Here is a 12,862-nt window from a genome sequence, read left to right as displayed (position 1 = left end):
CGAGTCAAGCCTTATTTTCAAAGGCTTTTCTAGGCACCGACTGGCTTAACTGCGTTGCCGCTTGCCCTGTCGATGTGGCGCATTATAGGGAGTTGGATCGGATTGGCAAGGGCAAGTTCGCATAAAATTCGCATTCACGGCTCAACCGCTCACCAATGCATCAACACGGTGATTTAACAGCCACACAGAGGTTCAATTGGCCGTGCTCTAGCTATTAGTGGAGAGATGAATGGTGGCGACAGATCAAACTTGTATCGGATTGGCTTTCCCTATCGCCACAACCATGGTGATCGGGATCCCGCCTTCGGGTAACATAGCGCCCCTTTGCGATTCTCACACTCTTGGGCTTTGGAGAGTTTAATGCCTTTTGCACTTGGCCAGCGTTGGATTAGTGATACAGAGACGGATCTGGGGTTGGGGACTGTCGTTGCTGTTGAAGGACGCATGGTTACCCTGTTGTTTCCGGCTACCGGTGAAAACCGCATGTATGCCAAAGAAGAGGCGCCGGTCACCCGGGTCAGCTTCAATGTGGGCGATCAGATAGCCAGTCACGAAGACTGGACCATGCTGGTTGAAGAAGTGCAGGAGAAGGATGGGCTGCTTATATATGTAGGCACACGTACCGACACCGATGAGCCTGTCGTCCTCAAGGAAGTGTTCCTCAGCAACTTTATCAAGTTCAACAAGCCGCAGGATCGCCTGTTTGCGGGTCAGATCGATCGGATGTCCCGTTTTACCCTGCGCTACGAAGCCCTGATCAACCAGCACCAGCGTCGCCGCAATCCGACCCGCGGTCTGGCCGGCGGCAAGGTCAGCCTGATCCCGCATCAGCTTTATATTGCACACGAAGTGGGTCATCGCTACGCCCCACGGGTGTTGCTGGCCGATGAAGTGGGTCTGGGCAAGACCATCGAAGCGGGGATGATCATCCATCAGCAGTTGCTGTCTGGCCGTGCCCAGCGCGTGCTCATCCTGCTGCCAGAAACGCTGCAGCATCAGTGGCTGGTCGAGATGATGCGTCGCTTCAACCTGCACTTCTCCCTGTTTGACGAGGAGCGCTGCATCGAGGCCTTCGCCGATGCCGAGAATCCGTTCGAGACGGAGCAGCTGGTGATCTGCAGCCTCGACTTCCTGCGCAAGAAGCGCCGCCGCTTCGAGCAGGTGCTGGAAGCCGAGTGGGATCTGCTGGTCGTCGATGAAGCTCACCACCTGGAGTGGAGCGAAGAGACGCCGAGCCGTGCCTACGAAATGGTAGAAGCGCTGGCCGAGCAGGTACCCGGCGTGCTGCTGCTGACCGCCACCCCGGATCAGCTCGGCCACCAGAGCCATTTTGCTCGTCTGCGTCTGCTCGATCCCGAGCGTTTCTATGACTACGAGGTCTTCCTCGCCGAGGAGCAGGCCTATGGCCAGGTCGCCAGTGCTGCGCAAGAGCTGCTGGCTGGCGATACCCTGAGCGATCAAGCCAGAGCGATCCTTGCCAATCAGCTGGCGGGACTGGATTTGAGCAACGCATCAGCTCGCCAGCAGGCGGTGCATCAGTTGCTCGATCAGCACGGCACCGGCCGGGTGCTGTTCCGTAACAGCCGCGCCAACATTCAAGGCTTCCCGGAGCGCCACCTCAACGTTTACCCCATGCCGCTGCCGGAGCAGTACAAGACCGCCATCAAGGTGATGGGCATGATGGGTGGCAACGGTGGCGATCTGCAGACCCGTGCCCGGCGCTACCTCTATCCGGAGAAGATCTTCCAGCAGTTCGAAGGAGACAGCGCCAGCTGGACCCAGTTCGATCCTCGCGTCGACTGGTTGCTGGAGCTGTTGCTCGGTGCCCGTCAACAGAAGGTGCTGGTGATCTGCTCCGAGGCTGCCACCGCCATCGCGCTGGAAGAGGCCCTGCGTACCCGTGAAGGGATCCGGGGTGCCGTGTTCCACGAAGGTATGTCCATCCTGGAGCGTGACAAGGCTTCTGCCTACTTCGCCCAGCAGGACGGCGGTGCTCAGGTGCTGCTCTGCTCCGAGATAGGATCTGAGGGCCGCAACTTCCAGTTTGCCAGCCATCTGGTGCTGTTCGATCTGCCGCTGAACCCGGATCTGCTGGAGCAACGCATCGGTCGTCTCGACCGGATCGGCCAGCAGAATACCGTCGAGATCCATGTCCCCTACCTGACCGGCACCGCCCAGCGGGCGCTGCTGCTCTGGTATCACGATGGTCTGGATGCCTTCGAGCAGACCTGCCCCACCGCCCGCCCAATCTTTGAAGCGGTACGGGACGAGTTGTTCGAGTTGCTGGCCGCCAACGATGGCGAGCAGACGGTGCTGGATGCCCTGCTGGTCAAAACCCGTGAACTGCACGAGCCGCTCAAGGCGCGGATGGAGCAGGGACGTGATCGCCTGCTGGAGATCCACTCCAGCGGTGGCGACGCCGCCCTCGCCCTGGTCGAGAAGCTGACTGCCGAAGATGATGACACCGGCATGATCTCCTTTGCCCTCAAGATGTTCGACGAGATCGGCGTCAATCAGGATGACAGAGGAGAGAATGCGCTGGTGCTGACCCCTGGGGATCACATGCTGGTGCCAAGCTTCCCGGGCCTACCCCAGGATGGCATGACCATCACCTTCGATCGCCCCACCGCCCTGGCGCGGGATGACATGGCATTGCTCTCCTGGGAGCACCCCATCATGCGCGGCGGCATCGACCTGATCTTGGGTTCAGAGATTGGTGCTACCTCGGTGGCCTTATTGAAGAATAAAGCTCTGCCGATCGGCTCCATCCTGCTGGAATTGATCTTCGTCGCCGAGTCGGCCAGTCATCCCCAGCTCTATCGCTTCATGCCGCCGACCCCCATTCGGCTGCTGATGGACAAGAATGGCCAGAATCTGGGGGAGAAGGTGGCGTTTGATGCCTTCAACCGCCAGCTAACCCCGGTCAATCGTCACCTTGGTAGCAAGCTGGTGACCGCATCCCAGCCTGTGATCCACGGTCTGATTGGCAAGGGTCAGATCATTGCCGAAGAGCTGAAGGCCACCATAGTGGACAAGGCACGTGCGCAGATGGCGCAAACCCTGCAACAGGATCTGGACCGACTGGCGGCACTCAAGGTAGTCAACCCGAACGTGCGTGACAGTGAACTGGATTATCTGCGCAACTTGCAGGCAGAATTGCACCACCTGATCGATCAGACCCAACTCAAGCTGGATGCCATCCGCTTCATCGTGGTCACCCATAACTAAGTCACTGATGGGGCCTGCCCCTTGGATGAAAGATGCAAGACGCTACATTTGAATACTCACCGCCTCTGGAACCCTGGCTCGATATCCTGTTCAAGGACAAGGACATCATGGTGGTCAACAAGCCGACCGGCCTGCTCAGCGTGCCTGGGCGCGGACCCGAGAATGAAGACAGCGTCCTGTACCGGGTCAAGCAGCAGCACCCCAAGGCGGCGGCGGCACATCGTCTCGACATGTCCACCACCGGGGTCATTGTCATACCCCTCACTCCGAACTCCCATCGGGAACTGAGCCGACAATTCCGCGAACGGGAAACCGAGAAGCACTACCTTGCCTGGGTGTGGGGCGAGCCAGAAGCGGACTCCGGTCAGGTCGATCTGCCGCTTTGCGTAGACTGGCCTAACCGTCCCAGACAGAAGGTGGACTTCGAGGAGGGGCGCCATGCCCTGACCCTGTGGGAGAAGTTGAAGGTGGAAAATGGCAACAGCCTGATCAAGCTGACCCCCATCACCGGGCGCTCACACCAGTTGCGGGTGCACATGCTGGAGCTGGGCCATCCCATCCTGGGGGACAACCTCTATGCCCACCCTGATGCCCTGGCGGCGGCGCCACATCTTTATCTGCATGCGGCCATGCTGACCATCGCTCACCCACGCAGTGGCGAGCGAATGAGCTTCGAGGCACCGGCACCCTTCCCGCTCTGAGCCCGCTTGCCGGCATAGAGTCTGAATAAAAAAAGCCCCCATCAACCGATGGGGGCTTTTTCATTAGGGTCAGACGTGAATGTTGATGTTGCTTCCCAAGGAGCCTGTCGCCGATGTAACCGGCGCCTGAGCTGGCTGGGCGGCAGTCTGCAACAACTTCAGTGCGGTTTCCCCGTCCTGAAGCTGCTGTTTTTTCGCCAGACTGGCCGTCATCAAGGCAGAACCATATGACGTAGATGCAGAGCTAGAAATGTCCATTGTGTACCTCCTGCTTAAGCTCTATCGGCCAGCGTGCGTCAGACATGAGACATATTGGTCAAACCCGGTATGCCTTGTCCGGTGAACGCTGTGCCAGCCAGCGCTCTTCCATCTCCAGCAGGGTCTGATAGGCCTTCGCCGCCTGCTCGGGCCGACTGAACAGATAGCCTTGCCCGTAGAGGTGGATATCGGTCAATGAACGCAGCACATCGAGTTGGCCCTGGGTCTCGATACCCTCGCACACCAGCTTCTTGCCCAGCATGGAGCCCATGCGGCAGATGTTGGCAACCAGCTCCGCCGCTTCGATGGAGGTGTCGATCCCCTGAATGAAGGATCTGTCTATCTTCACCTTGCTCACCGGCAGCTTCTGCAGGTAGCTCAGGGAAGAGTAACCGGTGCCGAAGTCGTCAAGGGCCAGCTGGACACCCTGGCGATTGAGATCCTGCATCAGTTGCAGCGAGTTTTTCACCTCGCGCATGGTGGTGTCTTCCGTGACCTCCAGCACCAGGCTGGCGGCGGGAATATGGTGTTCCATCAAGGCTTTGGCCACCAGTTTCAGCAAGTTTCGCTGGTACATGCCGGGTGAGATGTTGACGCACATCTGCAGATCGACCAATCCCAGATGCTGCCATTTATAGAGCTGCTCGCACGCGGTGTTCAGGATCCAGCTGCCGAGCTTCTCCGCCAGCTGGAACTCCTCCGCCACCTGGATCACCTCATTGGGCGGGATGAAGCCCAGCTCGGGATGGCGCCAGCGCAGCAGCGCCTCGACCGCTTCGCAGCGCCCGCTTTCCAGGTTGACGATGGGCTGGTAGTAGAGCTCGAGTGCATTGTGCTCCAGCGCCATCACCATGTCGGACGCGAGGTGCTTGCGTCGGGCAGTCTCATTGAGCAGGGAACTGTCATAAATGACATAGGGCACATGGGTCTTGCGACTGTGGAACAGGGCCTGTTCCGCCCGACTGAGCAGCTCCTGAGTCTGGTTACTGTCCATGGGGAAGAAGGCGATGCCAATGCCCACCTCCAGCCGGAAGGGATAGTTATCGATGATGATGTCCTGCTTGATCGCATGCAGGACCCTCGCCACCAATTCCCTGACTTGGCGCAGATCGCTGCTCTCTCGCTGCAACATGGCCAGCTGATCGCCACCAAGGCGCGCAACCCACTCGCCATTCTCACACAGCGCTCGCAGCCGTTTCGCCAGCTCCTGCAGCAGGATATCCCCGGTGTTGTAGCCAAACTTGCTGTTGATGTCCCGAAAATCGTTGATGTCGATCAGCACCAAGCCAAAGGGGGTATCCCGACTGACATAGGACTCCATCTTTTCCAGCAAGGCCAGCCGGTTGGCAAGACCGGTCAGGGGATCGATCCGCGCCGTTCTGAAATGACGCCTGGCTTCACGAATGAGCAGGCCACTCAATAGAATGACCGAGATGACCAGACCGGACACCATAAACAGCAACGCATTACGCAGCTGGCCAAAGCGCTTGTCGTTGCCCGAATAGACGTTGATGTTGTTCTGCATGACAGAAGCGAGGGAATAGGAGAGTGGTTCTTGCAGGGGAGCGAGTCGCATCATCACTTGCTGGTAATCCGGCGTGCCCTGTTTCAGCTCAGCCAGCTTGGGCTCCAGTTCCCGGATGGTGTTCTCGGTCAGCTGCACCAACCGCAGTGTCTTCTGATTGTCAGCCAGGCTCTTGCGCAGCTGGCCACTGAGCAGGATAGGCGTGCGACTCCAGAGGATGTCATAGCGCAGCAACAGGGACTCATGATCGATGCCGCCGTAGTGGTAGATCTCCACGGCATTGAGGAAACGCCCCAGCTCGAGCTGCAGCTGCATCAATGCCCAGGAGACGTCATAGGTGTACTTCTCCATGACCCTGGTCGCATTTTGAATCTGCACCAGACAGTACAGAGTGCTACCCGTGAACAACAGAATGGATAGATAAAGAACGCCGAGTAAGGGCCAGGCCCTGGTCTTCGCTTTCACCCCGTACTCCCGCAAGCCACCATCATCAGTGCTGAATATCGATCGAGCTCAGTTGCCAAATCATCATATCGGTGAATTCTGACCGCTTGAGTTCGGGATTCTGCTCCAGTGGCAGGATAAACCACAGTGGCCCCTTGTCACGTACCCGCATGGTCATACCATTGTCCTGCCACGCCAGGATGGGATCATACTGCTTGACCTTATCCCAGTTGATCCGGATCTGGAAACTGTTCAGGGCCGTCAGGGTGATGGTCTTGCCGGTGGCGCCCACCGCCTTCATCACGTCCGACAGCTTGGGGCCCACATACTTGTGCGGTTTGTCCACCCAGGGGTTGCCCGTCACGATTTCGTGTTGTGGCAGGGCCTGGATCATGGCCAGGTCGAAGGCCACTTCGCCATCAGTCGGCTCGGCAGGATCCACATTACCCGTCACCTTGAGGACGACGGGCCCCTGTGGCGCTGCCACGACCATGGCGGGCATAGCCAGAGAAAACAGTAATGGAATCAGGCCTAAATTTCGCATGTACACCTCAGATGATTTCACTATCAATAGACTCAGTCTAGTAGCACTAAAAAAAACGGCCCGCAAATGCGAGCCGTTTGATTACCAAGGCAGGATTACATCATACCCATGCCGCCCATGCCACCCATATCAGGCATGGCAGGCGTGTCTTTCTTCGGCATCTCGGTGATCATGCACTCGGTGGTGATCATCAGACCGGCGATGGAAGAGGCGAACTGCAGCGCAGAACGGGTGACCTTGGTCGGATCCAGGATACCCATGGCCAGCATGTCACCGTACTGTTCGGTGTAAGCGTTGTAGCCGAAGTTACCTTCGCCATTCTTCACCGCGTTGGCGATGACAGAGGCTTCTTCACCGGCGTTGATGACAATTTGACGCAGCGGGGCTTCCATGGCGCGCAGAGCAACCTTGATACCCACGTTCTGGTCTTCGTTGTCACCACGCAGACCGGCCAGTTTGGCGGCAACGCGTACCAGCGCGACACCACCACCGGCAACCACGCCTTCTTCTACCGCAGCGCGAGTGGCGTGCAGAGCATCGTCAACCCGAGCTTTCTTCTCTTTCATCTCGACTTCGGTGGCAGCGCCAACCTTGATGACCGCAACACCGCCAGCCAGCTTGGCTACGCGCTCTTGCAGCTTCTCACGGTCGTAATCGGAAGAAGTGTCTTCGATCTGCTGACGGATCTGAGCAACACGGCTCTCGATCAGGGCAGCATCACCCACGCCATCGATGATGGTGGTGTTCTCTTTGGTGATAACGATGCGCTTGGCACGGCCCAGATCTTCCAGGGTCGCTTTCTCCAGCTCCATGCCCACTTCTTCGGAGATCACGGTACCGCCAGTCAGCACGGCGATATCCTGCAGCATGGCTTTGCGACGGTCACCAAAGCCAGGCGCCTTGACGGCGGCAACTTTGACGATGCCACGCATGGTGTTGACCACCAGGGTCGCCAGCGCTTCGCCTTCTACATCTTCGGCGACGATCAGCAGCGGTTTGCCCGCTTTGGCCACGCCTTCCAGCACCGGCAGCATCTCGCGAATGTTGGAAACTTTCTTGTCCACCAGCAGGATGAAGGGGTCATCCAGTTCAACGGCACCGGTTTCCGGCTTGTTGACGAAGTAAGGGGACAGGTAGCCACGGTCGAATTGCATGCCTTCAACCACAGCCAGCTCATCTTCCAGACCCTGACCATCTTCGACGGTGATGACGCCATCACGGCCTACTTTGTCCATGGCTTCGGCGATCAGTGCACCCACTTTCTCGTCGGAGTTGGCGGAGATGGTCCCTACCTGAGCGATGGCGTTGCTATCGGCGCAAGGAGTAGACAGCGCCTGCAGCTCGGCGACGGCAGCCACCACGGCCTTGTCGATACCGCGCTTCAGATCCATCGGGTTCATGCCGGCGGCAACGGCCTTCAGGCCTTCGTTGACGATGGCTTGTGCCAGTACGGTCGCGGTAGTGGTACCGTCACCGGCGGCGTCGTTGGCCTTGGAAGCGACTTCCTTGACCATCTGGGCGCCCATGTTCTGGAACTTGTCTTCCAGTTCGATTTCGCGCGCAACGGAGACGCCATCCTTGGTGATGGTCGGGGCACCGAAGGACTTGTCCAGAACCACGTTGCGGCCTTTCGGGCCCAAGGTTACTTTGACGGCATCGGCCAGGATGTTGACGCCTTCCAGCATTTTGATGCGAGCTTCGTTGCCGAACTTAACTTCTTTAGCTGCCATGATATTTAAGTCCTTAAATCAATTCGGGGAAAAGGGAGTGATTAGGCTTCGACAATCGCCAGGATGTCGGTCTCGGACAGGATCAGCACGTCCTGACCATCCAGCTTCTCGGTCTTCACGCCGTAGCCTTCGTTGAAGATCACCTTGTCACCTACCTTGACGGCGAGGGCTTTGACATCGCCATTATCCAGAATTCGACCAGTCCCCACGGCAATAACTTCACCACGGGTGGACTTCTGGGCCGCCGTGCCAGTCAAGACGATACCGCCAGCGGATTTGGCTTCAGCTTCGATGCGCTTGATGATGACGCGGTCGTGCAGTGGACGAATTTTCATCGATAACTCTCCCAAAATGAGTCTCTGTGTTGCTTGAGGAATGGCCACAGTTGGCCAAATTTGTTATGCCCCTGATCTGGGGCAATTTGGGTAGCCCTTCAAGGGCAAATACAAAAAAAAAATTTTCACGTACTATGAACATCTTTGATGGATCAGCAACCCCCCACCAGGAAGGCGGATGGACGCGGCCGGCATACTGGCCCAGCAGCAATAGAGATGATCCCTTGAGCCGACCCAATCCCATGCTGACCGCCCCCATGACCTCAGTGCTGCTGCGCATGACGGGTCCCATGATCCTCGGCATCATCGCCATCCTGGCCTTCAACCTGGTCGACACCTTCTTCATCGGCATGATGGGGACCCAGGCACTGGCCGCCATCAGCTTCACCTTTCCGGTCACCTTCGTGGTGACCTCGCTAACCATGGGCCTCGGGGCCGGCCTCTCCGCCCTGCTTGGCCACACCCTGGGACAAGGGCGCCATGACGAGGCGGCCCGCATCACCACCGACTGCCTGTTCCTCGCCGTCATCCTGGTCACCCTGCTCGCAGCGTTGGGAGCATTGACCATAGACCCCCTCTTTACCCTGCTGGGGGCCAGCGCCGAGCTCATTTCACTGATCCATGACTACATGCTGATCTGGTATCTGACGGTGCCCTTGCTGGCTCTGCCCATGGTCGGCAACGCCGCCATCCGGGCGACCGGGGATACCAAGACGCCGAGTCTGGTGATGGGGGTGGCGGGGCTGGTCAACGGCGTGCTGGATCCGCTGCTCATCTTCGGTATTGGCCCCTTCCCCGAATGGGGCATTCGTGGCGCCGCCATCGCTACTTCCCTCTCCTGGTTGATGGCGACCCTGGTCAGCCTCCATATTCTGCACAAGCGAGAGCAACTGCTGCTGTTGCGCCTCTCCCCTCGCCCACGGCTGCTGACTCACTGGCGCGCCCTGCTGCACGTGGCGGTACCCGCCTCCTTCACCAACATGCTCAATCCCCTCGCCACTGCCGTGCTGATGATCATCTTCGCCGGGCTGGGCACCGAAGTGGTGGCGGCCTATGGGGCAGCGTCCCGGGTCGAGGCGCTGCTGCTGATCGTGATGATGGCGCTCTCCTCGGTGCTGGCTCCCTTCATCTCGCAAAACTGCGGGGCGGGCAACCCGGCTCGGGCCCGGGCCGCCCTGCTGCTGTGCATGCGCTTCGCGTTGCTGTTTCAACTCGTCGTCTATGGTCTCGTCTGGCTGCTGGCACCGCTCATTGCCGGGCTGTTCAGCGATAACCCCCGGGTGGTGCAGCTGATCGTGCTCTACCTGCATCTGGTCCCCATCGGTTATGGCTTCCAGGGCATGGTGATGCTGCTGGCCTCCGCCCTCAACGGCGTGCGGGCCTCGACGGTCTCATTCGTCTTCAACGGGATGCGGCTGTTTGTCTTCTTGCTGCCAGGGGCCTGGCTGGGGGCAAAGCTGGGGGGAGAGCAGGGGATCTATCTGGGCATACTGCTGGCCAATCTGGCGGCGGGAATGCTGGCATGGGGATATGCCCATCGCCGATTCGAACCACTGTGCCATCAGGGCAAGCCTTGATGACACAGTGGATGGGGTGACTTACTCTTTGCGTTCGAACTCACCCTCTATGGTGGTACCGCCCCGGCCCCGGTTGATTTGATCCGGCTGCCCCTCATCAGGGCGTACATCGAACGGAGGCTGCTGCGTCTGAAAGCCCCCCATCTGCATTCTGAATTGACTGCTGCCCACCAGCTTGTCGGCCAACCTGTTGCGAAGCCAGGGTTGCAGCAACAAGATGCCGAAGAAGTCGGTGACGAAACCAGGAATGATCAACAGCAGGCCAGCCAGCGCCAGCATCATGCCGCCCATCACTTCACGGCCCGGCATCTCCCCTTGTTGCATCTTCTGCTGGGCACTGAACAGGGTCTTGATCCCCTCACTGCGCACCAGGGAGGAGCCAAGCACCGCGGTCAGGATCAGCAGCCCCACGGTCGGCAGGGCGCCGATCACGGCCCCCACTTCGATCATCACGGTGAGCTCCAGCACGACCAGGCCAACCAATAACAGTAACAACTTGCCCATAAAAACCTCGGTGCGGGTGAAATAGAGGAACCAGAGATGGCACAATCAGGGAGGCGATCCCGGCGCCAGGCCACGGCTCTGTTGGTTCTGACAACTAAAGTGGGGGTGAGAGTTCATTTTTCAAGTCTGCTGAGTGATAGGGATCGGGATTCAGACAAATATCTTATTGAATAACTGGGATTGAAGTGGTTGTTCTGTCACAGTAAATCGCACAATTGCAGTATCTGTTTAATGACCACAAGATATTTAGGGTCGGCTCAAATTTAGTGATCCAGGTCTAATATCGGATACCTCGATTGAGGTAATATCTACACCAATGTTTACCCGGGAGCATCTGGCTCCCAACCGCCCCACTCGATGTGTGGTGCTTCAGGATGAACCGTGCGTGAAGGAAGTCGCGACCACTCGGTGAGGATTTTTCCATTTATCTGATTTCTGAGGCATTACAATGAGCGACATCAAGAACGTCCGCATTGAAGAAGACCTGCTGGGCACCAAAGAAGTTTCCAACAATCTCTATTACGGTGTGCACACCCTGCGTGCTGTCGAAAACTTCAAGATCAGCACTCAGAAGATTTCTGACGTTCCCGAATTTGTCCGTGGCATGGTGCTGACCAAGAAGGCCGCTGCACTGGCCAACGGTGAGCTGGGTACCATCCGTCCCGAAATCGCCGACAAGATCATCGAAGCCTGCGATCTGATGCTCAACACCGGCAAGTGCTTCGACCAGTTCCCGGTCGACGTTTACCAGGGCGGCGCCGGTACTTCCGTCAACATGAACACCAACGAGGTGCTGGCCAACATCGCCCTCGAGCTGATGGGTCTGGAGAAGGGTCGTTACGACGTCATCAACCCGAACGACCATGTCAACAAGTGCCAGTCCACCAACGATGCCTACCCCACCGGTTTCCGAGTGGCAGTGGTCAACAGCACCGACACCACCCTGTTCGCGCTGGAAGGCCTGATCGCCGCCTTCGACGCCAAGGCCAAAGAGTTCAAGAGTATCCTCAAGATGGGCCGTACCCAGCTGCAGGATGCGGTTCCCATGACTCTGGGTCAGGAATTCCACGCCTTCGCCGTCACCCTGCGTGAAGAGATCAAGTCCATCAAGCGTTGCCAGGAGCTGCTGCTGGAAGTGAACCTGGGCGCTACCGCCATCGGTACCGGCCTGAACACTCCGCCCGAGTACTCTGCCCTGGCCATCAAACGCCTGGCCGAGATCACCGGTCGTGCCTATGTGCCGGCAGAGGATCTCATCGAAGCGACCTCCGACTGTGGTGCTTATGTGATGCTGCACGGCGCCATCAAGCGTCTGGCCATGAAGATGTCCAAGATCTGTAACGATCTGCGTCTGCTCTCCTCCGGCCCGCGTACCGCACTCAAAGAGATCAACCTGCCGGAAATGCAGGCGGGTTCCTCCATCATGCCAGCCAAGGTCAACCCGGTTATCCCGGAAGTGGTCAACCAGTCCTGCTTCAAGGTGTTCGGTAACGACGTCACCATCACCTTCGCCGCCGAAGCGGGTCAGCTGCAGTTGAACGTAATGGAGCCGGTAATCGGCCAGGCGATGTTCGAATCCCTGAGCCTGATGGAAAAAGCCTGCGTCTCCCTGCGTGAGAAGTGTGTCGAAGGCATCACCGCCAACCCGGAAATCTGCATGAACCACGTGCTGAACTCCATCGGTATCGTGACCTACCTGAACCCCTTCATCGGCCACCACGAAGGTGACATCGTCGGCAAGATCTGCGCCCAGACTGGCAAGAACGTCCGTGAGGTCGTGCTGGAGCGCGGCCTGCTGACCGCCGAGCAGCTGGACGAAATTCTCTCCATCGAGAACCTGATGAACCCGCAATACAAAGCCAAGCGTTACACCCGCGAAGCCGCCGTATAAGCGTATCGATGGGCCGGGGTAACAGCCGGCCCATAGAGTCAGTTCCCGATTGGTCTCCCCCAGCCCTATCGGGAATTGGCTTTTCAGCCACATAAAACCTAAAAAAACTGGAAATTGGAGTGTTC

10 protein-coding genes are annotated in these 12,862 nt (G+C 58.2%); 4 read left to right on the top strand and 6 right to left on the bottom strand.

Annotated features, from left to right (window positions below; all coding sequences use genetic code 11):
* Positions 1-360 precede the first annotated feature (360 nt).
* Complete coding sequence (gene rapA, locus BN1137_RS19410) at positions 361-3,228, top strand: RNA polymerase-associated protein RapA (RefSeq protein WP_050720165.1); 2,868 nt, start codon at positions 361-363, stop codon at positions 3,226-3,228.
* Positions 3,229-3,260: 32 nt separating this feature from the next.
* Positions 3,261-3,929: a bifunctional tRNA pseudouridine(32) synthase/23S rRNA pseudouridine(746) synthase RluA gene (gene rluA / locus BN1137_RS19405; RefSeq protein WP_050720164.1), complete on the top strand. Its 669-nt coding sequence runs from the start codon at positions 3,261-3,263 to the stop codon at positions 3,927-3,929.
* A 69-nt stretch (positions 3,930-3,998) separates the two neighbouring features.
* Here the strand turns inward: rluA and BN1137_RS19400 are convergent, their stop codons facing one another.
* From BN1137_RS19400 to BN1137_RS19380, 5 genes are all read right to left on the bottom strand, one after another.
* Positions 3,999-4,187 (bottom strand): hypothetical protein, encoded by a 189-nt coding sequence (locus tag BN1137_RS19400; RefSeq protein WP_050720163.1) that lies wholly within the window; start codon positions 4,185-4,187, stop codon positions 3,999-4,001.
* A gap of 58 nt (positions 4,188-4,245) precedes the next feature.
* A complete protein-coding gene (locus BN1137_RS19395; RefSeq protein ID WP_050720162.1) occupies positions 4,246-6,177 on the bottom strand; it encodes a putative bifunctional diguanylate cyclase/phosphodiesterase in 1,932 nt (643 codons plus the stop codon).
* Between the two features lie 25 nt (positions 6,178-6,202).
* On the bottom strand, positions 6,203-6,700 hold the full coding sequence (locus BN1137_RS19390) for a putative pterin-binding protein (RefSeq protein WP_050720161.1): 498 nt from the start codon (positions 6,698-6,700) through the stop codon (positions 6,203-6,205).
* A 95-nt stretch (positions 6,701-6,795) separates the two neighbouring features.
* The gene (gene groL, locus BN1137_RS19385; protein WP_050720160.1) at positions 6,796-8,430 is read right to left on the bottom strand and encodes a chaperonin GroEL; all 1,635 of its coding nucleotides are present in this window, start codon (positions 8,428-8,430) and stop codon (positions 6,796-6,798) included.
* A 41-nt stretch (positions 8,431-8,471) separates the two neighbouring features.
* Positions 8,472-8,765, bottom strand: a complete 294-nt coding sequence (locus BN1137_RS19380) for a co-chaperone GroES (RefSeq protein ID WP_050720159.1) — start codon at positions 8,763-8,765, stop codon at positions 8,472-8,474.
* Between the two features lie 242 nt (positions 8,766-9,007).
* On the opposite strand from BN1137_RS19380, the gene BN1137_RS19375 reads away from it, so the two are divergent.
* Positions 9,008-10,342: an MATE family efflux transporter gene (locus BN1137_RS19375; RefSeq protein ID WP_232306975.1), complete on the top strand. Its 1,335-nt coding sequence runs from the start codon at positions 9,008-9,010 to the stop codon at positions 10,340-10,342.
* A 21-nt stretch (positions 10,343-10,363) separates the two neighbouring features.
* Here the strand turns inward: BN1137_RS19375 and BN1137_RS19370 are convergent, their stop codons facing one another.
* Positions 10,364-10,846, bottom strand: a complete 483-nt coding sequence (locus BN1137_RS19370; RefSeq protein ID WP_050720168.1) for an FxsA family protein — start codon at positions 10,844-10,846, stop codon at positions 10,364-10,366.
* A gap of 448 nt (positions 10,847-11,294) precedes the next feature.
* On the opposite strand from BN1137_RS19370, the gene aspA reads away from it, so the two are divergent.
* A complete protein-coding gene (aspA, locus tag BN1137_RS19365) occupies positions 11,295-12,737 on the top strand; it encodes an aspartate ammonia-lyase (protein WP_050720157.1) in 1,443 nt (480 codons plus the stop codon).
* Positions 12,738-12,862 lie beyond the last annotated feature (125 nt).

Origin of the sequence: Aeromonas tecta, assembly GCF_000820185.1 — a bacterium.
Lineage (GTDB): Bacteria > Pseudomonadota > Gammaproteobacteria > Enterobacterales > Aeromonadaceae > Aeromonas > Aeromonas tecta.
The sequence above is the reverse complement of the archived record's forward strand: the minus strand, read 5'-3'. Positions and strand labels throughout refer to the sequence as shown.